The organism is Streptomyces sp. NPDC007088, assembly GCF_042869355.1.
GTDB lineage: Bacteria > Actinomycetota > Actinomycetes > Streptomycetales > Streptomycetaceae > Streptomyces.
The window spans coordinates 624,963-647,829 of sequence record NZ_JBIAFO010000001.1 but is presented as its reverse complement, the minus strand read 5'-3'; the positions used below and the strand labels follow the sequence as shown (position 1 = coordinate 647,829).

Annotated in this window: 17 protein-coding genes; 14 read left to right on the top strand and 3 right to left on the bottom strand. The window is 72.0% G+C overall.

The features are described from left to right. Positions 1 to 70 precede the first annotated feature (70 nt). Complete coding sequence (locus ACFYMP_RS02820; RefSeq protein WP_388849331.1) at positions 71 to 772, top strand: ribonuclease HII; 702 nt, start codon at positions 71 to 73, stop codon at positions 770 to 772. A 67-nt stretch (positions 773 to 839) separates the two neighbouring features. Then, on the top strand, positions 840 to 1,454 hold the full coding sequence (locus ACFYMP_RS02815) for a hypothetical protein (RefSeq protein WP_388849329.1): 615 nt from the start codon (positions 840 to 842) through the stop codon (positions 1,452 to 1,454). Between the two features lie 321 nt (positions 1,455 to 1,775). Here ACFYMP_RS02815 and ACFYMP_RS02810 read toward each other — a convergent pair whose 3' ends face one another. After that, positions 1,776 to 2,432: a hypothetical protein gene (locus ACFYMP_RS02810; protein ID WP_388849326.1), complete on the bottom strand. Its 657-nt coding sequence runs from the start codon at positions 2,430 to 2,432 to the stop codon at positions 1,776 to 1,778. Between the two features lie 243 nt (positions 2,433 to 2,675). Next, positions 2,676 to 4,838 carry a RecQ family ATP-dependent DNA helicase gene (locus ACFYMP_RS02805; protein ID WP_388849323.1) on the bottom strand — a complete coding sequence of 721 codons (2,163 nt, stop codon included), beginning with the start codon at positions 4,836 to 4,838 and terminating at the stop codon, positions 2,676 to 2,678. 172 nt (positions 4,839 to 5,010) lie between these two features. Between ACFYMP_RS02805 and ACFYMP_RS02800 the strand changes: the two genes are divergently transcribed. The 6 genes from ACFYMP_RS02800 to ACFYMP_RS02775 all read left to right on the top strand — a co-directional run bounded on the left by ACFYMP_RS02800 (position 5,011) and on the right by ACFYMP_RS02775 (position 14,790). After that, positions 5,011 to 7,206, top strand: a complete 2,196-nt coding sequence (locus ACFYMP_RS02800) for a DUF4192 family protein (protein ID WP_388849320.1) — start codon at positions 5,011 to 5,013, stop codon at positions 7,204 to 7,206. Between the two features lie 488 nt (positions 7,207 to 7,694). Continuing rightward, the gene (locus ACFYMP_RS02795; RefSeq protein ID WP_388849603.1) at positions 7,695 to 9,611 is read left to right on the top strand and encodes a glycogen debranching N-terminal domain-containing protein; all 1,917 of its coding nucleotides are present in this window, start codon (positions 7,695 to 7,697) and stop codon (positions 9,609 to 9,611) included. Between the two features lie 83 nt (positions 9,612 to 9,694). Next, positions 9,695 to 10,468, top strand: a complete 774-nt coding sequence (locus tag ACFYMP_RS02790; RefSeq protein WP_388849317.1) for an NUDIX domain-containing protein — start codon at positions 9,695 to 9,697, stop codon at positions 10,466 to 10,468. Positions 10,469 to 10,758: 290 nt separating this feature from the next. Then, complete coding sequence (locus tag ACFYMP_RS02785; protein ID WP_388849314.1) at positions 10,759 to 11,697, top strand: FadR/GntR family transcriptional regulator; 939 nt, start codon at positions 10,759 to 10,761, stop codon at positions 11,695 to 11,697. 529 nt (positions 11,698 to 12,226) lie between these two features. Next, positions 12,227 to 13,774, top strand: coding sequence for an RNA polymerase sigma factor (locus tag ACFYMP_RS02780; RefSeq protein ID WP_388849311.1), 1,548 nt, complete (start codon positions 12,227 to 12,229; stop codon positions 13,772 to 13,774). Between the two features lie 182 nt (positions 13,775 to 13,956). Continuing rightward, on the top strand, positions 13,957 to 14,790 hold the full coding sequence (locus tag ACFYMP_RS02775; protein ID WP_388849308.1) for a S1 family peptidase: 834 nt from the start codon (positions 13,957 to 13,959) through the stop codon (positions 14,788 to 14,790). A 218-nt stretch (positions 14,791 to 15,008) separates the two neighbouring features. Here the strand turns inward: ACFYMP_RS02775 and ACFYMP_RS02770 are convergent, their stop codons facing one another. Continuing rightward, the gene (locus tag ACFYMP_RS02770) at positions 15,009 to 15,236 is read right to left on the bottom strand and encodes a hypothetical protein (protein WP_363146327.1); all 228 of its coding nucleotides are present in this window, start codon (positions 15,234 to 15,236) and stop codon (positions 15,009 to 15,011) included. A 446-nt stretch (positions 15,237 to 15,682) separates the two neighbouring features. Here ACFYMP_RS02770 and ACFYMP_RS02765 point away from each other — a divergent pair, with 446 nt between their 5' ends. The 6 genes from ACFYMP_RS02765 to ACFYMP_RS02740 all read left to right on the top strand — a co-directional run bounded on the left by ACFYMP_RS02765 (position 15,683) and on the right by ACFYMP_RS02740 (position 22,846). Further along, a complete protein-coding gene (locus ACFYMP_RS02765; protein ID WP_388849305.1) occupies positions 15,683 to 17,803 on the top strand; it encodes a type IIA DNA topoisomerase subunit B in 2,121 nt (706 codons plus the stop codon). Between the two features lie 443 nt (positions 17,804 to 18,246). Continuing rightward, positions 18,247 to 18,765: a DUF1453 domain-containing protein gene (locus ACFYMP_RS02760; protein WP_388849302.1), complete on the top strand. Its 519-nt coding sequence runs from the start codon at positions 18,247 to 18,249 to the stop codon at positions 18,763 to 18,765. Next, complete coding sequence (locus tag ACFYMP_RS02755; protein ID WP_388849299.1) at positions 18,762 to 19,940, top strand: sensor histidine kinase; 1,179 nt, start codon at positions 18,762 to 18,764, stop codon at positions 19,938 to 19,940. Before ACFYMP_RS02760 ends, ACFYMP_RS02755 begins: the two co-directional genes overlap by 4 nt. Next, entirely contained in the window at positions 19,937 to 20,701 is a 765-nt protein-coding gene (locus tag ACFYMP_RS02750) for a response regulator (protein WP_388849296.1), read from the top strand. Before ACFYMP_RS02755 ends, ACFYMP_RS02750 begins: the two co-directional genes overlap by 4 nt. Before the next feature lie 55 nt (positions 20,702 to 20,756). Next, the gene (locus ACFYMP_RS02745) at positions 20,757 to 21,257 is read left to right on the top strand and encodes a DUF485 domain-containing protein (protein WP_388849293.1); all 501 of its coding nucleotides are present in this window, start codon (positions 20,757 to 20,759) and stop codon (positions 21,255 to 21,257) included. After that, positions 21,254 to 22,846, top strand: coding sequence for a cation acetate symporter (locus tag ACFYMP_RS02740; protein WP_388849291.1), 1,593 nt, complete (start codon positions 21,254 to 21,256; stop codon positions 22,844 to 22,846). Before ACFYMP_RS02745 ends, ACFYMP_RS02740 begins: the two co-directional genes overlap by 4 nt. The last annotated feature ends 21 nt before the right edge of the window (positions 22,847 to 22,867 follow it).

Here is a 22,867-nt window from a genome sequence, read left to right as displayed (position 1 = left end):
GTCTCATTCCCGCGCGGGAGGGGAGCCGGGGTGTCGCACCGGAACCGGGGCGCGTACGCTGTCACCCGCTATGCCGTACGAAGCACCCACCCACAGCGTCGAGCGATCTCTGCGCGCCACGACCGGAGCCAAGGTCGTCGCCGGAGTCGACGAGGTGGGCCGCGGCGCCTGGGCCGGACCCGTCTCGGTCTGCGCGGCCGTCACCGGACTCCGACGCCCTCCCGAGGGGCTCACCGACTCCAAGCTCCTCAGCCCGAAGCGGCGCGACACTCTCGCCGTGGTGCTGGAGAGCTGGGTGAGCGCGCACGCGCTCGGACACGCCTCGCCGGAGGAGATCGACGAGCTGGGCATGACCGCGGCGCTGCGGCTCGCCGCCGTCCGCGCGCTCGAAGCCCTGCCCGTCCGTCCCGACGCCGTGATCCTGGACGGCAACCACGACTACCTCGGCTCGCCGTGGAAGGTCCGCACCGTCATCAAGGGCGACCAGTCCTGCGTACCGGTCGCCGCCGCGTCCGTGATCGCCAAGGTCACCCGCGACCGGATGATGGCCGAACTCGGCTCCGACCACGCAGACTTCGCCTTCGCCGCCAACGCCGGATATCCCTCGCCGGTGCACAAGGCGGCCCTGGCGGAACGGGGTCCGACCCCGTACCACCGGCTTTCCTGGTCGTACCTCGATGCGCTGCCCCAGTGGCGGCATCTCAAGAAGGTCCGCACCCGGACGGACGGAAGCCCGACGGAGATCGAAGGACAACTAGGTTTCGACTTCTGACACTTCCGGCCGCACGCAGGTGCACACGCCGGGGCGCTGTGCCCCGGCGGTGACAAAACAACCCGTCATGCCTCTCAGTCCCGAGGAGCCTCAGATTCACGAGAGTGCCCAGGGTCCCCGCACGACTCCGGCCCCCAGCCGCAGCGCGCAGACCCCCCGTCCCGTACCCGGCCCGCGTCCCGCGGCGCCGCCACGCCCCGGTCGCCCGGGGCCCGCTCGACCGGCTCCCGCCCAGCGCACGCAGCGTGAGCAGGCCAAGCCCCTGCCCAAGGCCTCCGACGCCCCGGCGTCCGCCCCGCAGCTCCAGATCATCCCCGCCCCGGCGAAGGGTGCGCTGGACGCCGCGGAGGAGGCCGTCGACCTCCTGCTCGACTCGGGCCGTGCGCCCGGCGAGATCCTGCTGGTCACCACCGGCGACCTCCACCCCTGGGCAGCGCACGAGCTGTCCTTCGGCGAGGACGCCTACTGGGCCCAGCACGATGCGGGCGACGACGTCTTCTACACCGACGCCACCCGCGCCGCCCGCGTCTCGGCGCGTCCGGTCGTCGTGGTCGCCGTCAACGGCGGCAGTGACGCCGTCATCACCCAGACGCTCCCGGTGACCCGCGCCAGGGCCGGCGTGCTGATGATCGTCTGCGGCGATCCCCAGCTCGCCAACACGGCGCTGGGCGCGGGCGTCTGACCGAGGACAGCCGCCCCCGCCCGGCCGGTCACGGCCGGGCGGAGCGGATGCCCTTCCCTTCGGGACCCGCGCCCCACCGCCACCGCGCGCTTCACGTGGCGCGAGGCGCGCCCTGCGTCCCGCCCGTAGTCCGTATTTACGTGATGCACGTGACGCACGTGATCCACGTGCGTGCCCGCGTTGTCCCGCCGCCGCTCGTACCGCCTGGGCGCGTGCTGAAGTCCGCCTCTGTACCCGCGCCTGTCGTCGACGCGGGTCGGCGCTACGGGGGACGGGCCCTCGCCCGTTGCCTCGGCGGGTTCGGTCCGAGGCCGCCAGGGCTCAGCGAGCCGCGCTGCGCCGCAGGGCCTCCGGTGCGCCCACCGCTGAGCGGAGTCCCTCGGAAACCGCCTCCCCGATGACCCCGGGCGGCGAACCGACGTGCGGGCGACGGCCCCCGCGCCCCTCGCCCACCACCTGCCAGCCCGTCTCCGTCAGCGTGATGTACGCCCCGCAGCGCAGTCCGTGCAGGGTGCACGCGTCGCGCAGCCCCCACATCCAGGCGCCGTCCTCCTCCGTCCACCGGCCCTCGCCCGCACGGCAGTACAGAAGCACCGCCGTGCGCACCGGCGTCCGCAGCCGCAGGTCGTGCGGGATGACACGGCGCAACTGCGCGAGCAGCGCGTTGCGGAGCAGCCACCCGTCCGCCGGGGCGGGACGGCGGACGAAGGACGCGCTCGCCCTGAGCCGCTCGTCCGGATCGAGGACCGCGATCACCGCGGTGGACGGCGTCGGAAGGTGACGGGAGTAGAGACCACTGACGACCTCACGCGGATCGCGCAGCAGCGGTATCCCCGCGGCGGTCCACTGGGCCGGTTCGAGGACCCGGCCGGTCCCCACCGCGGAATCGGAGAGACGGGACGGGACCGACGGGACGGTCGAAGCGGCTGCGGACGGCGTCTTCTTCGACGCCGAGGACGGAGCGAATCCGAAGGTCACGATCCTCCCTTCGGCTGCGCGCCCACACTGCGGGCGGGATCGGGACGTAGGGGAGCGCGCCGCAGCACGGTCCTGCCGGACCACGGGAAACCGCGTGGGGAGCGAGTACCAATTCTTGCCCCCGCACGGTCTTGCGGCAACGAGCAATTGACGCCGCCGACCCTTATCTGACGAAGCGTTCCCTATATCCCTGCCCCGGAGACCGGATGGCGATACCGCCGTGTCCGCCGGCGGTGCGCGGGCTCAGCCCTGCACAGCGAGCACCAGCGGCATCACCCCCTGCGCCCCGGACCGGCGAAGCAGCCGCGCCGCCACCGCCAGGGTCCAGCCGCTGTCGGAGAAGTCGTCGACGAGCAGCACCGGACCGCTCTGCCTGGCGAGTGCCTCGGCGAGGGGCGGGGGCACCACGAGAGCACCGTCGAGCGCCCGCAGACGCTGGGCGCTGTTGCTGCGCGAGATCCGCCCCGGCTCCGCCCCTTCGGCGTAGGTCAGCCCGCCGAGCAGGGGCATCCTTCCGATCTCCGCGATGCGCTCCCCGAGCGAGGCGACCAGTCGCGGCCGTGTGCTGGACGGGAGCGTCACGACCCCCACCGGCCGCGGGCCCGCCTGCGGTGCGGACGGGGACCAGCCTCCCGGCCCCTTCGCCCAGTCGGCCAGCACCTCGACCACTGCCCGCAGTACGTCGTCGGGCACCGGGGCGTCGCCGGACTGGGGCGCGAGCAGGGGACGCAGTCGATTACCCCAGCCGATGTCGGAGAGCCGGCCCAGCGCACGGCCCGAACCGGCCTGTTCGCCCGCCGGGATACGGCCCTTGAGATCCATGCCGACCGAGGCGAGCCCCGTGGGCCACATCTTGCGTTGCTCCACCTCGACCCCGGGCCGCCCGAGTTCCCCCCGGGCGGCGTCGAGAGCCGCCGGGGAGACGGTGGCCGCGAAGCGCGCTCCGGCACAGTTGTCGCAGCGGCCGCACGGCGCGGCCGCCTCGTCGTCCAGTTCTCTGCGCAGGAACTCCATGCGGCAGTCGGCCGTGGTGACGTACTCCCGCATCGACTGCTGCTCCGCGGCACGCTGCTTCGCCACCCAGGCGTACCGCTCCGTGTCGTACGACCAGGGCGCGCCGGTCGCCGTCCACCCCCCCTTGACCCGGCGTACGGCACCGTCCACGTCGAGCACCTTGAGCATCGTCTCCAGCCGGGACCTGCGCAGCTCCACCAGGGGTTCGAGGGCGGGCAGGGAGAGCGGGCGCCCCGCGTCCGCGAGGACCTGGAGAGTGCGCCGGACCTGTTCCTCCGGCGGGAAGGCCAAGGACGCGAAGTACTCCCAGATCGCCTCGTCCTCCCGGCCGGGCAGCAACAGCACCTCCGCGTGGTCGACGCCACGCCCGGCCCGCCCCACCTGCTGGTAGTAGGCGATGGGCGAGGAGGGGGAACCGAGATGCACCACGAAACCGAGATCCGGCTTGTCGAAGCCCATGCCGAGTGCGGACGTCGCCACCAGAGCCTTGACCCGGTTGCCGAGCAGATCCTCCTCGGCCTGCTGCCGGTCCGCGTTCTCCGTGCGGCCGGTGTACGAGGCCACGGTGTGCCCGCACTGTCGGAGGAAGGCCGTGACCTCCTCGGCCGCGGCCACGGTGAGTGTGTAGACGATGCCCGAACCGGGCAGTTCGTCGAGGTGGTCGGCGAGCCAGGCCAGCCGGTGGGCCGCGTCCGGCAGCCGCACCACCCCGAGACTCAGGCTCTCCCGGTCCAGCGGCCCGCGCAGGACCAGGGCGTCGGTGCCGCCGCCCGTCCCCAGCTGCTCCGCCACGTCCGCGGTGACCCGGGCGTTCGCCGTGGCCGTCGTCGCCAGTACGGGAACGCCCTCGGGCAGGTCGGCCAGCATGGTCCGCAGCCTGCGGTAGTCCGGGCGGAAGTCGTGCCCCCAGTCGGAGATGCAGTGGGCCTCGTCCACCACGAGCAGCCCGGTGGCGGCGGCGAGGCGTGGCAGGACCTCGTCCCGGAAGTCCGGGTTGTTGAGCCGCTCAGGGCTCACGAGGAGCACGTCGACCGTCCCGGCCCGGATCTCCTCCTGAACCGACTCCCACTCCTCGGTGTTCGACGAGTTGATCGTCCGGGCGCTGATACCGGCTCGCGCGGCCGCCTCGACCTGATTGCGCATGAGGGCGAGCAGGGGCGAGACGATGACGGTGGGGCCCCCGCCACGTTGCCTGATGAGCGCCGTGGCCACGAAGTAGACGGCGGACTTCCCCCACCCGGTGCGCTGAACGACGAGCGCCCTGCGCTGGTGGGCGACGAGCGCCTCGATGGCGTGCCACTGGTCCTCGCGCAGCCTGGCCCGGCCGGTGGGGTCGCCGACGAGCCGGGCGAGGACGGAGTCGGCGGTGGTCCGCAGGTCGTGTTCGTTCATGCCTCCATGCAACCCGATAGCTCCGACATCGGGCGAACAGGGCCGTGCGTTCCTGTGGATAACCTCTTTCTCTGCATATGGGTATACCGCAGGGCGAAGCTGTGGAAAAAGAGGGAAAGAGAGTTATCCACAGGCAAAGGCGGAAAACACAGATCTAGTGCACAGTCACCGCATGACTTCACACATCGAACCCAGCGGTGACCCCGTCGGCCGTCATCCGGTATCCGTCCGCTCCCGCGGCGAACTCGTGGACGCTCTGCCCTACTTGATCGGCTACCGGCCCGAGAACAGCATCGTCCTGCTCGCCGTGCACGGCGAGCAGGGGAGGGTGGGACGGCACGTACGCGTGGGCATCCCCGCCGCGCGGCGGGACTGGCCGGCGGCCGCGGAGCGGATCGCGGCCCGCCTCCTCGACCCGTTCGGAGAACCGACCGTCGCGCCGCTCGTTCAGGACGCCGAGGGAGACGCGTGCCGGGAGGAGAAGAGGGCCGCCTCACGCCGCGCGCATCCGGCCGGCAGAGCCCGCGGGGACGTGGGGGCGGGCGCGACCGCCCCCGCCACGGGGCAGGAGCCGACGGGGCAGGGTGACGCGAGAGGACCCTCGACGCCCTGCGGGGGAGCCGAGCCCCCCGAGCGGGCCCCTTCGGGCGGTGGACCCGGTTCCCGGGACTCTCGCGCGACGGACGAGGGCTTCGGCCCGGCCGGACGCCCTGACCGCGTCCTCGTCTTTCTGTGGCAGGAGCCCGATCCCGCCGTCCCGGCCCAACGGTCCCCTTCTCGTTCCCTGCCGGACCGGGGGTCGGCCGCGACGGTTCCGGGACGTGAGCTGATGGAGTACCTGCGTCCACTGGCCCAGGCGCTGCGCGTCGCGTGCGGCAGGCTCGACGTGCCGGTCTTCGAGGCCCTCTGCGTCTCGGCCGGACGCCACTGGTCCTATCTGTGCCCCGAGGACGCGTGCTGCGCCGTGGAGGGGGAGCCGCTCGCCCCGGCGGGCAGTTCGGCCCTGGCCGCGGCGAGCGTGTACGCGGGGCGGCCGGTACCACGAGGGATCGAGGCGATCGAAAGGCGACTGCGGCCCTGGGAGACAGCCGCCGCCCGGGACCAGGAGCAGGCTCTCGACGCCGCCGTGCCGTCCCTGCTGCCCCGGCTGGTCGGCAGCGCCGAGGAGAAGGCCGAGGTCCGGTCGCTGACCCTGGGCCTCGCCGATCTCCTGATCGCCCGCCTGCACGCCGCCCCGCCTGCGGAAGGCCCCCTGGAGAGCGATCTGCGCGACGACGGACTGCTGGCCCACGACGAGGCCGCCGCAGTCATTCTCGGGCTGCAGGACCGCGTCACCCGTGACTGCGCCGCCGCATGGATGGAAGGGCCCTCCGCCCCGGCCGCGCTGCGTCTGTGGCGGGCCCTGGCGCGCCGGTGCGTGGGCGCCTACGCGGAGCACGCGGCCGCCGCGCTGACGCTGGCGGGCTGGGTCGCCTGGTCCCTCGGGGACATCTCGGAGGGCCGGGTCGCCTTCCACCTCGCCCTGGCGGTCGACCCCCGATGTCTCTTCGCCGCGCTCCTCGACGAGGCGTGCGACCGTGGGGTGGACGTGGAGTCGATCCGGGGGTACCTCCGCCGGGCCCATGGGGCAGCCGTCACGGAGACGGCCGAGGTCCCCGGAGCCGCCGCGGACCCGGTGGCTCGGGGCGCGCTCCCGCACGGTGCCGACCGGGAGGGCGATCGCGCACCGCTCGGCAGCCGCAGGCGGGTACGCGGCGCGGCGGCCGACCCGGCCCGGGGCGCCAGGCGCAGGGCACTGACCCGTCCTCCCGGCGTTCCGGCAACGGGCCGCCGCCCTGACGGGCGCCGTCTCTCGGGCGGGGCGGGCGACATCTCCGGGCCGCCGCGCGGACGGGGCGGCAATCGCGGTCGCGGCGCGGGACGGGGGAGCGGCGCCGGAGTACCGGGAGCGGGGCCCGTCGGCGCCCGTGGCAGCCGGAGCGTCCGGCGTGGCGTGTCCGACTGCGGCGCCGCCGCGGCAGGGCTCGCGGGCGCGGCGCCGCCCCAGGCCCCGGGCGCCATCGCGTCCTCCGTGCACAGCGGCGAGAGCGGACCGCAGCCCGGCCGCAGCGCGCTGAACGGGCCCGATGCGCTCGATGACGGACACGGACACGATCCGCTCGACACGGGGGCCTCACGGGAGGAGAAGGGTTCCCCGCGCCCGCCCGGCCAGAGTGCGACGCGGTCGCCGAGCGCCGCCGAGGACGAGTACGTCGTCCGTGGGCAACCGACGGAGCAAGCGCGGGTCCCCTCACCCCGCGCCACCGCTCCGGCCCGGGATGGGGAAAGGCCCACCCGCTCCCGGGCGCGGAAGAAGCCCGAGCAGTGAAGAACCCGGAGAGTGAGGAAGGGGAGGGCGGGGCGCCCTCGTGGGTGGTGACGGCACACAGTCCTTCCCGGGCGGTACGAAGCGGGCCCCCGCCCTGTACCGCGGACGAGGGGGAGCCGGCGGGACAAGCCCGCCCGGAAGACGGCCGGCGGCGCCCCGGTGCACTCCGGAAGACGACGGGGCCTCGGAGGAGGGGCGGTGGAGCGATGGGAAGCGCCGATTCCGCGCGCTCCCGAGCCAGTTGACGGCCGGGTGGCCGTGACCCGCGCGCCTTCGGCGCCGTTCAACCGGGTGCCGGGCGGCTCGCTTCCGCTCAACCGCCCGGCGCCCAGCGCTCGTAGCGTGGAAGAAGACCTCGAATGCCCTTGACCGCACAGCCGCCCGGCGGCCGGGACCAGCGTCCGGCCGTCATATCGTCCCCCAGCCCGACCAGACCCGCCCCACCGGCTCCCCGCCGTACCCCCGAACTCCCGGCCGCACACGACGCGTTGATGTGTGTGGCCCTTCCCGCACTCGCCGTCTCGGCGCCGCACGGGCAGCTCACCGGCGAGGGGCTCGACGGCTTCTACCTTGCGGGCCGACGCCTCCTGTCACGCTGTCGACTGCGGGTCGCGGGGCGTGAACCCCTCCCGGTCCAGGCGAGGATGGAAGGCTCCGACCGGGCCAGATTCCTGGGTGTCCTCAGGTCGTCCGGGGGACAGGGGCCCGATCCCGACCTCGTCGTGGAACGGCTGCGGCGGGCCGTGGGCGTGGAGCGGATCACTCTGCGCAGCTCGGCCGCGCATCCCGTACGCGTACTGGTGGAGATCTCGCTCGGTACGGACCTCGCGGATCTGGGCACGGTGGCCGCCGGCCGGTCCGTTCCGGAGGTGCCCGCGGCCGTGCACGGCACGGGTCTGCGCTGGTCCTCCCCGCAGGGACCGGTGGCGATCACCGCCGCGCCGCCCGCCGAGGACGCGGTCGCCGCCGTCGGCCTGCTGCGGTGGCACCTGGAGATCCCGGCGGGTGGCAGCCGCACCGTCGAACTCCGGTTGCGACAGGAGCGGCCGGGGGGCGTCGGGCCGGCGCGTGCGTCCGGCGGCGCGGTGCTCAGCGAGGCGACCGCGACCGGAGACGACCCGAGGGCGCGGGCCCTGCTCGCGGCGGCGACGGCGGACCTCCGGGCCCTGCTGCTGCGCGACCCCGCTCATCCCGCGCATATCCATCTCGCGGCGGGGGCGCCCTGGCGTTGCGGGCTCGCCCCGGCCGACGCGCTCGCCGCGGCCCGGATGGCCCTGCCGCTCGGTACCACCCTCGCCCACGGGACCCTGCGCACCCTGGCCCGAACCCAGTTCGCCACCGGCCCCCGACGGGGCAGCCTGCCGGGGCCGCCGCGCGACGCGGGCCCCCATCTGCCGCCGGGCAGTACCGGTGTCGAGGCGACGCTGCTGTTTCCGGCTCTGCTGGCCGAGGCCCGCCGCTGGGGGCTGGGCGAACGCGAGGTGACCGAACTGCTCCCGGCTGCCGAGGGCTGCCTGGCCTGGTTGCGCCGGGAGACACGCGCCGACCCCTTCCTCCGCGACCGGGAGACCGGGGGCGCGGCCCGAGTGGAGACGCAGGCCCACGCGTACCGTGCGGCACTGCTCGGCGCCGATCTGCTCGAAGCCTTCGACCGGCCGGGAGCCGCCGAACTCCGCTCCTGGGCCGCTGACTTCGGCCCGCTCTTCCGCCGCAGTTTCTGGACCGAGGACCGGGGTGGCGGGCGACCGGCTGCCGCGCTCCTCGCGGACGACCGGCCGGTCCCCCACCTGGGCGGTGCGGCCGCTCACTTGCTGGACACCGGGTTGCTCGGCGCGGGCCGCCCCGCCCCCGGGCTGCTCGACCGGGTGCAGACCGGACAACTCGCCCGGCTCCTGGGCGGCCCGGCCATGGACTCCGGCTGGGGGCTGCGCAGCCTGGCCGCGGGAATGCCGCGCTACAACCCGTTCGGGCACCGGGGCGGCGCCGTCCGCGTGCACGAGACAGCGGTCGCGGTCGCGGGACTGGCGGCCGCCGGACACGAAAAGGAGGCGCACGGACTGTTGCGGGGGCTGCTCTCGGCCGCGGAGTCCTTCGACTACCGGATGCCGGAGATGTTCGCCGGTGAGCAGCGCACCGAGGGCGCCCAGCCGTGGCCGCATCCTGCCGCCTGCCGCCCGGCGGCTCTTCCGGCGGCGGCCGCCGTCCATCTGCTTGTCGCCCTCACGGGCCTCCGGCCCGACGTGCCCGCCCGGTCCGTGACGCTGAGACCGACGCGCGGCGCTCCCCTCGGCGAGCTGGGGCTCACCGGGCTCGTGGTGGCCGAGCGCGCCTTCGCGGTCCGGGTCAGCCGCCTCGGGGTCGCGATGGTGGAGGAAGCGTCTCCGGCTCTCCAGCTGGGGGCCTGAGCAGCGCGCACCCGCGTCGGCCAGCCGTACGGCTTCTCCTGAAGGGAGTGTTTATCGTCAGGCAGACGACTATGATCTGTCACATGCCTCCCTACAACCCCTCCGCTTTCCCGCCTTTCGCCGTCACCGTGGATCTGGTCGTGCTGACCGTGCGCCGGCAAGGGCTCTGGGCGCTGGTGGTCCGCCGGGGAGAGCCTCCCTATCAGGGCAGGTGGGCCCTGCCCGGGGGGTTCGTGCGGGAGGACGAGGACCTGGCGGAGGCGGCCGCCCGGGAGCTCGGCGAGGAGACCGGTCTGTGTGCCCAGGCCGTGGACGCGGGGGCCACGGACCACCGCGAGGGTGGCGGGGCGCATCTGGAACAGCTCGCGACGTACGGCGACCCGGGCCGGGACCCGCGGATGCGTGTGGTGAGCGTCGCGCACCTCGCCCTGGCGCCCGATCTGCCCACCCCCCGGCCAGGGGGCGACGCCAGCGGCGCCCGGTGGGCCCCGGTGGACGAACTCCTCGACCGGGACGGGCACGGCCGTGACGGCGAACAGGCGGTCCCGCTCGCCTTCGATCACGCCACGATCCTGTCGGACGGTGTGGAGCGCGCCCGTTCGAAGATCGAGTACTCCTCGCTGGCGACGGCGTTCTGCCCTCCCGAGTTCACCGTGGGGGAGCTGCGCCGGGTGTACGAGGCGGTGTGGGACGTCGTGCTCGACCCCCGCAACTTCCATCGCAAGGTGACCGGCACCCCCGGCTTCCTCGTTCCCACCGGCGGCACCACCACCCGCCAGGGTGGTAGGCCCGCACAGTTGTTCAGGGCCGGTGGGGCGACTCTGCTCAACCCGCCCATGCTGCGCCCCGAAGTCTGATCACGCGCGAAAGGGGGAAGGGGACCTCTGCCTCAGCCGCGGGAGGCCCGGAACCGAAGGCGGGATCCAAGCTTCGTCGTGGGGGCCCAGGGGGCGAAAGCGCCTGCTCCATAAGCGAGTTGGCCTGCCCGACCGGAGGCGGGTGAAGCGCGGCGCGGTGCGGGCGGGGACGCGGCAGGCCGAGAGCGTGCGATCTCTTTCGACTGGTTAATGGGCACAACTACCCCTGCGGCGTCCGGGTATTTCCGATAAGGCGTCAATTCTCTACGAGTAGGCGATCACCCTTTCGTGTGCTTTTCACCAAAGACCTCAAGGGTGTTGGGAGGGACGCCGACAAAGGTTCCGTGAGTACCGTTGCGCACACCATGATGACCACCGCCCGCCCCACCGACTCCGGTCTCGCCGGCTCGGGCGATATCGATCGCTACCCCTACGCGGATACCCCCCAGGGTCGGATGGCTCCTTCCTCCTGGAGCGCCGCGGAACCAGATCTAGGGAGGGTGTCACGCCGGGCAGGCGGCAGCCGGGGCCGCGGACTGCACGGCCAACTCGTTCAGCAACTCGGCCAGATGATCGTCTCCGGGGACCTGGGGGCGGACAGGCCGCTCGTGCCCGAGGAGATCGGGCAGCGTTTCGAGGTCTCCCGCACCGTCGTCCGTGAGTCCCTGCGGGTGCTGGAGGCGAAGGGGCTGGTCAGTGCCCGCCCCAACGTCGGGACCCGGGTGCGACCGGTGAGCGACTGGAACCTGCTGGACCCCGACATCATCGAATGGCGCGCTTTCGGGCCACAGCGGGACGACCAGCGCCGTGAACTGAACGAACTGCGCTGGACCATCGAACCGCTGGCCGCGCGGCTCGCCGCGGGGCACGGCCGCGAGGACGTCCAGCAGCGGCTGGTCGACATGGTGGAGATCATGGGCCACGCCCTCGGCCAAGGAGACGGCATCACGTTCTCCCGTGCGGACGCCGAATTCCACTCCCTGCTCATCCAGGTCGCGGGCAACCGCATGCTGGAGCACCTCTCGGGCATCGTCGCGGCGGCCCTTCAGGTCTCCGGGGGGCCGGCCAACGGCTGTGAACGCCCCACGGAGGCCGCTGTCGCCCACCACGCCAGGATCGTCGACGCGCTGGCCTCGGGGGACGAGGCGGGGGCTGAGTCGGCCATGCGCCAGCTGCTCACGGTCCACCCCGAGGTGGAGCGTGTGGTGCCCGCGCCCCGCGAGCACTGATCCCACGGAGCGGCGGCCCCGCCCCGGTCGTCCGGGCGGGACCGCGAGGGGCCCGCGGCGCACGCCCCCGGGTCACCACGGTGCTCGCGCGTCGGGTGCCGGGCGGGTGCGCGGAAGGTGACGCGGCCCGGCACGGCTCCCGGCGCGAGCGCGGGAGTCGCACGTGCGGGGCGCGCGCGAATCGACCAGTGCGCCGGGCGTGCGCTCACCCGGCCGAGCGATCGCGAGCGTCTTATGGCTGGTGGACGACCACCTCGTTCCGTGATCTGTCCGCGTATGCTCGGATACGTCCGTCCTCGCGTCTTTTCGGGGTGTGACTCGGGCCACGCAGATTGCGCGTAACGCTCGGGGGAACAGTGCGATGACCTAAGAGGTGAGAGTCGAGAAGGGAATACGGCAGCCGTGTCCGGCGCTGTGATCCCCTGCGACACCCGCCCGCGTCGTCGGTCATCCCCAGCCGACGGTCGTCGGCTCCGGTCCGTTAAGGACGGGGCCGGAAGCCGTTTTCCAACGTTCCGAGAGGTTGTTCGTGTCGGCCAGCACATCCCGTACGCTCCCGCCGGAGATCGCCGAGTCCGAGTCTGTCATGGCGCTCATCGAGCGGGGAAAGGCTAATGGGCAGATCGCCGGTGACGATGTGCGTCGGGCCTTCGAAGCTGACCAGATTCCGGCCACTCAGTGGAAGAACGTTCTGCGCAGCCTCAATCAGATCCTCGAGGAAGAGGGTGTGACGCTGATGGTCAGTGCCGCGGAGCCGAAGCGCGCGCGCAAGAGCGTCGCGGCGAAGAGCCCGGTCAAGCGCACCGCCAGCAAGACCGTCGCGGCGAAGACCGCCACGGTGAAGAAGACGACCACAGCCGCAGCGGTCACGTCGGCCCCCGCGACCGAGCTTCTCGGTGAGGACGACGAGGCGGACAAGAAGACCGTCGCCAAGAAGACCACGGCCCGCAAGGCCACCGCCAAGAAGGCCACGGTGAAGAAGACCGCGGCCAAGAAGACGGCGGGCAAGAAGGGCGCCGACGAACTGGTCGACGAGGAGACCGAGGAGACCGGTCCCGCGGGCAAGGCCGAGGAGGGTGCCGAGGGCACCGGCGGCGAGAGCCAGGGATTCGTCCTGTCCGACGACGACGAGGACGACGCCCCCGCGCAGCAGGTCGCGGCGGCCGGTGCCACCGCCGACCCGGTCAAGGACTATCTCAAGCAGATCGGCAAGGTCCCGCTCCTCAACGCGGAGCAGGAGGTCGAGCTGGCCAAGCGCATCGAGGCCGGCCTCTTCGCCGAGGACAAGCTCGCGGGCAGTGACAAGCTGGCCCCGAAGCTCCAGCGCGAGCTGGAGATCATCGCCGAGGACGGCCGACGCGCCAAGAACCACCTGCTGGAGGCCAACCTCCGACTCGTGGTCTCGCTGGCCAAGCGCTACACGGGCCGCGGCATGCTGTTCCTGGACCTGATCCAGGAGGGCAACCTCGGTCTGATCCGCGCGGTCGAGAAGTTCGACTACACCAAGGGCTACAAGTTCTCGACGTACGCGACTTGGTGGATCCGGCAGGCGATCACCCGCGCCATGGCGGACCAGGCCCGTACGATCCGTATCCCGGTGCACATGGTCGAGGTCATCAACAAGCTCGCCCGTGTGCAGCGCCAGATGCTCCAGGACCTGGGCCGCGAGCCCACCCCGGAGGAGCTGGCCAAGGAACTCGACATGACCCCGGAGAAGGTCATCGAGGTCCAGAAGTACGGCCGTGAGCCCATCTCGCTGCACACCCCGCTCGGTGAGGACGGGGACAGCGAGTTCGGTGACCTCATCGAGGACTCCGAGGCGGTCGTCCCGGCGGACGCGGTCAGCTTCACCCTGCTCCAGGAGCAGCTGCACTCCGTGCTCGACACGCTCTCCGAGCGTGAGGCGGGCGTGGTCTCCATGCGTTTCGGTCTCACCGACGGTCAGCCGAAGACCCTCGACGAGATCGGCAAGGTCTACGGCGTGACGCGTGAGCGTATTCGTCAGATCGAGTCGAAGACCATGTCGAAGCTGCGTCACCCCTCCCGGTCCCAGGTGCTGCGCGACTACCTGGACTGATCCGGCTCCCGGCACGGCTGCTCGTACCGAGCCCGAGAAAGGGCCCGCTCCCTCACGGGGGGCGGGCCCTTTCCGCGCACCGTTGCGCCGACTGGGCGCCCGCCACCGTCTGGGCGTGCGGGTGACTGCGCGCTGAACGACTCTGAGTGGGAGACCGACACTCTGAGTGAAGGAGCACATCCATGCCGCTTCGCAGCCTCCGCTCCCGGCTGTGCGCAGGAGCTCTCGCCACCGCCTCCGCACTGGTCCCCGTCCTCGCCGCCGCGCCCGCCTCGGCCGACGGAGTAGTCGTCGGCGGCCGGCCCGTGAGCGTGAGCGACCATCCATGGGTGGTGGCCCTCGCGAGCCGCGAGCGGTTCGGCTCCGCACGTTCCGGCCAGTACTGCGGGGCCGTTCTGATCGGGCCCAGGACCGTCGCCACTGCGGCGCACTGCCTCAGCAACCGGGTGCTCGGCGCCCCACTGAGCCAGGTACGTGACCTACGGGTGCTCGTGGGGCGGGACGATCTGACCGGCCAGGGCGGCACCGAGGCCACCGTCGCGGACACCTGGGTCAACCCCGGGTACGAGCCCGGCAGCAATGCCGGGGACGTCGCGACCCTCACCCTGGACAAGGCTCTGCCGCAGAGCGACGTACTGCCGCTGGCCCAGGCGGGTGACCCCTCCTACGAGCCGGGAACCAAGGCGGAGGTGTACGGCTGGGGAGACACGACGGGGGCGGGCGCCTACTCCCGTACGCTGCGCGCGGCCACGGTGAGCGTGTTGCCCGACAGCGACTGCGCGCGGGCCTACCCCGGTAACAAGGACGGTGCGTACCAGCCCGCGACGATGTTGTGCGCGGGGGAGAAGGAGGGTGGGCGGGACGCCTGCCAGGGCGACAGCGGAGGCCCGCTGGTCGCCGCGGGGAAGCTCATCGGCCTCGTCTCGTGGGGCAGCGGCTGCGCCCAGGCGGGCAGCCCGGGTGTCTACACCCGCATCTCCGGCGTCGCCGACACCGAGGGGCTGCGGGAGCGCTGAGAAGGTCCCAGTGCCCTCGTAGGCCCTCTTCCCGGCCCGCGGGGCCGCCCCCGATGTCTTCGCGGGCGGTGCGGGCCGGCTCTCGCGCTCAGGGGCTGTCCCGGGGGGACGAGCAAGTGGGGAGGGCAAGCGAAAGCGGGCGTCGCGCCCATGGGTCGGGAGCGGCGCCCGCTTTCCGGTGTCCTACCGGTGCCGGCTCGTCGTAGGGGTGCGAGGCGTCAGCGGTCCTCGTCACTTACGGGGCTGGGAGCGGTCAGCCGCTCCGTCTCGTCCTGTATCTCAGCGGCGATCTTCTTGAGTTCCGGCTCGAACTTGCGTCCGTGGTGGGCGCAGAAGAGCAGTTCACCGCCGCTGATCAGGACAACGCGCAGATATGCCTGGGCGCCGCACCGGTCGCAACGGTCAGCGGCCGTCAGCTGGCTCGCGGGTGTCAGAACAGTAGTCACGTCGCCTCTTCTCTAGCTCGACGAGCTGTCGTACCAGGGTCAACATCCAACCAGGCCCAAAACGTTCCCGCTCGTGGCCTTTCCTCGAAAAAAGTTCTTTACGAGGGGGCTGTCCGTTGCCGGTTGGCGGCGAATGTGCCGTATTACAGCGTGCGTGCTTTACGGTTTCGCGTGATGTGCAGGGTCGGGTGGTCCTCCCGGCTGGCTTGCCGGTTGTTCATGAGGACGTGCCCGGAGCCTAAATGGTTCATGCGCGAAAGGGAACGTGACATGGGAGGCATCGCCCCCCGATGTTCGAACGCCTGTGTGATTTTGCACTAGGGTGGGTTTGAAGCGAGGGTGGCGTAACAACGGCTCTACCTGGCCTCGGTACCCTCTGAGCGGCAACCCGATCCGGGCCCGGGGGCTCTCAGCCCCCACAAGAAATTCAGCGAGGAGCGAACCGCGTGACCGCCGAGACGTCCGTGTCGTCGACAGCTCTGCTGGCAGGAGCAGACCGCGACGACTCCAATTACACCGCGCGGCACCTGCTCGTCCTGGAAGGGCTCGAAGCAGTCCGCAAGCGCCCCGGCATGTACATCGGGTCGACCGACAGTCGCGGCCTCATGCACTGTCTGTGGGAGATCATCGACAACTCCGTCGACGAGGCCCTGGGCGGGCACTGCGACCACATCGAGGTGATCCTCCACGAGGACGGCTCGGTCGAGGTCCGCGACAACGGTCGTGGCATCCCCGTCGACGTCGAGCCGAAGACCGGGCTGTCCGGCGTCGAGGTCGTCATGACCAAGCTGCACGCCGGCGGCAAGTTCGGCGGGGGCTCCTACGCCGCCTCCGGCGGCCTGCACGGCGTCGGCGCCTCGGTGGTGAACGCGCTCTCCGCCCGGCTCGACGTCGAGGTGGACCGCAACACCGTCCACTCCGTCAGCTTCCGGCGCGGCACCCCCGGCCAGTTCGACGGCGAGGGCCCCGACGCCCCTTTCCAGCCCACCGTGGGACTGCGCAAGGGCAAGCGGGTACCGAAGGGCCGCACCGGTACGCGTATCCGATACTGGGCGGACCGGCAGATCTTCCTCAAGGACGCCAAGCTCTCGCTGGACTTCCTGCACCAGCGCGCCCGCCAGACCGCGTTCCTCGTCCCCGGGCTCACGCTCGTCGTCCGGGACGAGTACGGCCTCGGCGAGGGCGGCAGCAAGGGGGAGGAGTCCTTCCGCTTCGACGGGGGTATCAGCGAGTTCTGCGAGTACCTCGCCCACGACAAGCCGGTGTGCGACGTCGTGCGGCTGAGCGGGCAGGGGGTGTTCAAGGAGACGGTGCCGGTCCTCGACGAGGTGGGGCAGATGACGCCCACCGAGGTCACGAGGGATCTGGGCGTCGACATCGCCCTGCGCTGGGGCACCGGCTACGACACGACGCTGCGCTCCTTCGTCAACATCATCGCCACCCCCAAGGGCGGTACTCACGTCTCGGGCTTCGAGCGCGCCGTCACCCGCACGGTCAACGAGGTCCTGCGCAGCACCAAGCTCCTGCGCGTGGCGGAGGACGACATCGTCAAGGACGACGCTCTGGAGGGCATGACGGCCGTGGTGACCGTCCGCCTGGCCGAGCCGCAGTTCGAGGGGCAGACCAAGGAGGTGCTGGGCACCTCCGCCGCCAACCGGATCGTGGCCAACGTCGTCTCCAAGGAGCTCAAGGCGTTCCTGACCTCGACCAAGCGGGACGCCAAGGCCCAGGCCAGAGCGGTGCTCGACAAGGCCGTCGCCGCCGCCCGCACGCGCATCGCGGCCCGCCAGCACAAGGAGGCCCAGCGGCGCAAGACGGCGCTGGAGTCCTCCTCCCTGCCCGCCAAGCTCGCCGACTGCCGCAGCGACGACGTGGACCGCAGTGAGCTGTTCATCGTGGAGGGCGACTCCGCGCTCGGCACGGCCAAGCTCGCGCGCAACTCCGAGTTCCAGGCGCTGCTGCCGATCCGCGGCAAGATCCTCAACGTGCAGAAGTCCTCCGTCTCGGACATGCTCAAGAACGCGGAGTGCGGGGCGATCATCCAGGTCATAGGAGCGGGCTCGGGCCGCACCTTCGACATCGCCGCGGCCCGCTACGGGAAGATCATCCTGCTCGTCGACGCCGATGTGGACGGCGCCCACATTCGGTGCCTGCTGTTGACCCTCTTCCAGCGCTACATGCGGCCCATGGTCGAGGCCGGACGGGTCTTCGCCGCCGTCCCGCCGCTGCACCGCATCGAGCTGACCCAGCCGAAGAAGGGACAGGAGAAGTACGTCTACACGTACTCCGACCGGGAGCTGCGCGAGACGCTGCTGGAGTTCGAGCGCAAGAACATCCGCTACAAGGACTCCATCCAGCGCTACAAGGGTCTGGGGGAGATGGACGCCGACCAGCTCGCGGAGACCACGATGGACCCGCGCCACCGCACGCTGCGCCGGATCAACATGACCGACCTGGACTCGGCCGAGCAGGTCTTCGACCTGCTCATGGGGAACGAGGTGGCCCCGCGCAAGGAGTTCATCACCAGTTCGGCGGCGACCCTCGACCGTTCGCGCATCGACGCCTGAGACGGGCCGGCTCCCGCGCCGGTACGGCTGCCGCCGGCGGGCGGGCCCCACGGCCGGTACCGCTGTGAGCCGGCGTCCCTCATGCGCCGCGCGCTGTCCGCCGTGTGCCGCTCGGTGACCGCTGCGTCCGCCTCGCGCGGACGCAGCGGTTCGCCGACGCGCCGGGGCGGGGCGAGCTGGGGTTCGTGAGGGGACAGCGGGTTTCCGCGGTGCGGGCGGCGGCGCGGGCGAGGAGCGAGAGGCGACCCCGACTCGCCCCGGCGCGTCGCACGCACCCGGTGCCTGCCCGGTACGCGCCCGGTTTCCGAGGGCGCTCTCGCGGATTCTCCACCCCAGGGTGGAGAAGAGGAATCCACCCGTGATCCACCCCTGCTCCGATGTCCGAGGACCCGAACCTCCGTAGCTTCGAAGGCGTCAAACACTTTCGACCTGCGGAGGCAGTCATGTCAGGGCTCAGTGCGATCCTGCTGGTCGGCGTCGCCGTCGTGCTCGTCGCCGCCCGCCTCGTGCGCGCCCAGCCAGTCGGAGGAGGACGGAGCCGATGGTGGATCGTGCCCGTCGTCCTCGCCTTTCTCGCGCTGCGCGAACCCGGCCTCGTCGACTCGAGCCACGAGAGTGCTTCCCTCGCCCTGCTCGCCGTCGAGGTGGTGGTGGGACTGGCCATAGGCGCCGGCTGGGCCTGGACCTCGCGTGTCTGGGCGGACGAGGACGGCACGGTCTGGGCCAAGGGCACCCGCGCTTCCGCGGGGATCTGGGGCGGAGGCATCCTGGTCCGCGCAGCCCTTTTCGGGGTCGGTACTGCTCTCGGCCTGCATCAGGACAGCTCCACGCTGCTGCTCGCCCTCGCCGTCACCCTGCTCGCGCGGGGCGCGGTTCTCTCCCGGCGCGCGGCGCTGCTCGGCCCGGCGTACGGTGACCCTGCCGCCGAGGCGGCTCCGGCGGCGTGGAGGGACCGCGTGTGACCAAAGACGTCTGGACCGCCTGGCCCTCCTGGGAAGCCCTCGCCCGGGAGAGCAGGAAGCCGGTGCAGAGCAGGGCCAGGACCGTCTCCACCCGGGGAGTACGCCTCTTCCTCGGCCTGCTCCTGCTGTGGGGCAGCATCCACGAACACCCTGAGGCCGGAGTCCTCGCCATCCTCGGCGGACTGCTCGCGGCGCTGGTCGGTGTCCTCGCGGTGCGCGGCTTCTTCCGGACGACCCGTCGCCGGGAACTCCTCGGGGCGACGGGAGCCCTGTTCACCCTCCTGGCGTGCGGGTATCTCAGTCTCCTGCTGAGCTGGTCGACTCTCGCCTTCGTCATGTGGTGCGGGATCGCCGTCATAGGACTGGAGAGGCTGCCGCTGATCTGGGGGGTGCCGTTCGCCGTCGGCGGGCTCGGCTCGTACGCCCTGTTCGTCGGGGGGAACTGGTTGGCGACGTCGGCCACCTGCGCGGGGCTCGCCCTGGCCGGGTACGTTCTGCGGCTCGACGCGGAGGCCCGCGGCGGTGCGCAGCGTCTGCTGGTCCAGGAGAGGGCGGCCAGCGCGGCCCGGACGGAATCGGCGGCGCTCACGGAGCGGGCGCGTATCGCGCGTGAGATCCACGATGTGCTCGCCCACAGTCTCTCCGCCCAGCTCGTGCACCTGGAGGCCGCCAGACTCCAGATCGAGCAGGGCGCCGACCGGGCCACGATCCTGGAGCGCGTGGTAGCCGCCCGGGGGATGGCCAAGGAAGGGCTCGCCGAGACCCGGCAGGCGCTGTCCGCCCTGCGCGGGGAGATGGCCCCTGTGGCGGAGGTACTTCGTGATCTGGTGCACGCGGAGGGCGCGCGGTTCGAGATCCACGGCGATCCCCGGCCGCTGCCGGCCGAGGCGGGGCAGACGGTGCGCCGCGTCGCCCAGGAGGCGTTGACGAATGTGCGCAAGCACGCTCCCGGTGCGGAAGTGACGGTCCGGCTCAGCTACCAGTCCGGCGTCTGCGAGCTGGAGGTGCGCAACGGGCCCGCCCGCGGGGCCCGGCCGGAGCTGGCGGAAAGCGGCGCGGGATACGGTTTGCAGGGCATGAGGGAACGGGCGGAGTTGCTGGGCGGAGCCCTGACGGCGGGGCCGCCGGGCGAGGACGAGAAAGGGTTCGTGGTGAGGCTGCGGGTGCCCGCGTGACAGCGCGAGTGGTGGTGGCGGACGACCAGTCCGTGGTGCGTGAGGGCATCGTCATGCTGCTCGGACTGCTGCCCGGTATCGAGGTGGTCGGTGCGGCGAGGGACGGGGAGGAAGCCGTGCGACTCGTCGCCGAACTCGCCCCCGACGTCGTGCTCATGGACCTGCGGATGCCGCGTTGTGACGGGGTGGAGGCCACGCGCCGCGTCCGGGACCAGTACCCGGGCACCCAGGTCGTCGTCCTGACGACCTACGCCGACGACGAGGATCTCTTCCCGGCGATCCAGGCGGGCGCCCGGGGATATCTCACCAAGGACGCTGGTGGAGACGAGATCGTCCGCGCCGTCCAGGACGTCATGTCCGGGGCCGCCGGGCTCGCCCCGTCCATCCAGCGGCGACTGCTCGACCGTCTGTCCAAAGAGGAGGGACCCGGGAGAGCGGGCGGAGGGCGCGAGGCGACCGGTTCGCCCGGAGCGCTCGCCGGGGACGGGCCGCGGGCACAGGGCGCGGGGCTCGGCGGCGAGGGGGCCCGTGCCGCTGACCCGCCGGACGGACTGACCGCGCGCGAGACGGAGGTGCTGACCCTGATCGGCCAGGGCATGACCAACCAGGAGATCGCCGCCACCCTGCACATCTCGGCCGCCACGGTGAAGACACACATCAACAACCTCTTCGCGAAGACCGGTCTCAAGGACCGTGCTCAGGCCGTTCGATACGCCTATCAGCACGGCATAGTGGCGCCACCAGGGCCGACTGTCACCTGAAAGAGTGAAACCTGTGGGCTGAGGAGTCAGCGATCTTCCCCTTCCGCCCATCCTTGTGCCCGCGGTCAACCTCGCCGCGGACAAGGAGAGTTCGGTGAAGAAGTACGACGGTCGCGATGCCGGGCGGGTCCGGCTGGACGACCCCTGGCGCGACCCCCTCGCCTCCGGTCGGGGCGAAGTGGACAGCGGCGCAGTGCCCGCGCCCCCCACCGAGCCGGAGCAGGGTCGGCGCGCAGCCGACATCTACCTGGAAGTGCAGCGCAGCCCCGCCTTCCAGGAAGTGCGCCGTCGGTACCGTCGCTTCGTGCTGCCGGCCGGTGCGGCCTTCTTCACGTGGTACGTGGCCTATGTCCTCGCCGCCACCATGGTGCCCGGCCTCATGGCACGGCCGGTGGCCGGAGTGGTGAACGTGGCGATGATGGCCGGGCTGGCCCAGTTCCTCAGCACCTTCCTGCTCACCTGGGCCTATGCACGCCACGCCCGGTTGCGCAGGGACCGCGCGGCTCTCGAACTGCGCTGGGACACACAGGAGCTGACCAGGGGAGCGCGGGGTTGAGCGGCAACCATCAGACGCTGGCGCTGCTGCTGTTCAGCGCGTTCGTCGCCGTCACCCTGGCCATCACCACCTGGGTGAGCCGCAACCGGCACGGCTCGGCCGAGGAGTTCTACGCGGGCGGCCGGCTCTTCACCCCGATGGAGAACGGTTTCGCCATCGCGGGTGACTACCTGTCCGCGGCCTCCTTCCTCGGTATCGCCGGGCTCATCGCGCTGTTCGGCTACGACGGCCTGCTCTACTCGGTGGGCTTCCTGGTCGCCTGGCTGGTTGTCCTCCTGCTGGTGGCCGAACTGGTGCGCAACTGCGGCCGGTTCACCCTCGCGGACGTGGTCGCGGCGCGGATGAGCCAGCCGAGGCTCCGGATCGCTACGGGGACGGCCTCGGTCACCGTCTCGGTGCTGTATCTGGTGGCGCAGATGGTGGGAGCCGGGTCACTGGTCGCCCTGCTCCTGGGCGGGACGGGGCCGGCGGCCCGCGCGTGGACGATCGTCGGAGTCGGTGCCCTCATGGTCGTCTACGTGTCGATGGGCGGTATGCGGGCCACCACCTGGATCCAGATCGTCAAGGCGGTCCTGTTGATGGCCGGGGCTCTCGCGCTCACCGTGCTCGTGCTGGTCCGCTTCCACGGTGACGTCAACCTGCTGCTGAGATCGGCCGCCGAGCGCAGTGGGCACGGCCTCGGCTTCCTCAACCCCGGTCTCAAGTACGGCGGTTCCTGGACGGCGCGGTTCGACTTCGTCAGCCTCGGGCTCGCGCTCGTCCTGGGAACGGCGGGCCTGCCCCACATCCTGTCGCGCTTCTACACCGTGCCCACGGCACGGGCGGCCCGGCGCTCGGTCGTGTGGTCGATCGGCCTCATCGGTGCCTTCTACCTGATGACGATCGTGCTGGGCTTCGGGGCCGCCGCGATCGTCGGCCCGGACGCCGTGCGGGGCTCCAACGCGGCCGGGAACACGGCGATTCCGCTGCTCGCCCTCGACCTCGGTGGCGGTGCGGGATCCACCGGGGGCACCGTGCTGTTCGCCGTGGTCGCCGCCGTGGCCTTCGCGACGATCCTGGCGGTGGTCGCGGGCATCACCCTGGCCTCCTCGGCCTCCGTGGCCCACGACCTGTACGCGACGCTGCGGCGACCGGGACGCACCCGGCACGGCGAGGTCTTCGTGGCGCGGTGGGCGGCTGTCGGCATCGGGGTGCTCGCCATCGGGCTCAGCCTGCTGGTGAGCGATCTCAACGTCGCCTTCCTGGTGGGGCTGGCCTTCGCGGTGGCGGCCTCGGCCAATCTGCCGGTGCTGCTGTACTCGCTTCTCTGGCGGCGCTTCACCAGGCGGGGCGCGGTGTGGTCGGTCTACGGCGGGCTGATTCCGGCTCTCGTGCTGGTGGTCTTCTCTCCTGTGGTCTCCGGTGGCCCCGGAGCCGTCGTGGCGGGCGCCGACTTCCACTGGTTCCCCCTGGAGAACCCGGGGCTGGTGTCCATCCCGCTCGGGTTCCTCTCCGGCTGGCTCGGCACCGTCACCTCCCGTGCGGGTTCCGACGCGACGAAGCACGCCGAGACGGAGGTGCGGTCCCTCACCGGGGCGGGTGCCGTCTGAGCGTCCAGTGGTCCACCCTTG

Bases quoted from the DNA above. Each gene is read 5' to 3' on its own strand.
- ACFYMP_RS02820 (WP_388849331.1), top strand. From the start codon at position 71: ATGCCGTACGAAGCACCCACCCACAGCGTCGAGCGATCTCTGCGCGCC.
- ACFYMP_RS02760 (WP_388849302.1), top strand. From the start codon at position 18,247: ATGTCAGGGCTCAGTGCGATCCTGCTGGTCGGCGTCGCCGTCGTGCTC.
- ACFYMP_RS02790 (WP_388849317.1), top strand. From the start codon at position 9,695: ATGCCTCCCTACAACCCCTCCGCTTTCCCGCCTTTCGCCGTCACCGTG.
- ACFYMP_RS02775 (WP_388849308.1), top strand. From the start codon at position 13,957: ATGCCGCTTCGCAGCCTCCGCTCCCGGCTGTGCGCAGGAGCTCTCGCC.
- ACFYMP_RS02815 (WP_388849329.1), top strand. From the start codon at position 840: ATGCCTCTCAGTCCCGAGGAGCCTCAGATTCACGAGAGTGCCCAGGGT.
- ACFYMP_RS02800 (WP_388849320.1), top strand. From the start codon at position 5,011: ATGACTTCACACATCGAACCCAGCGGTGACCCCGTCGGCCGTCATCCG.
- ACFYMP_RS02805 (WP_388849323.1), bottom strand. From the start codon at position 4,838: ATGAACGAACACGACCTGCGGACCACCGCCGACTCCGTCCTCGCCCGG.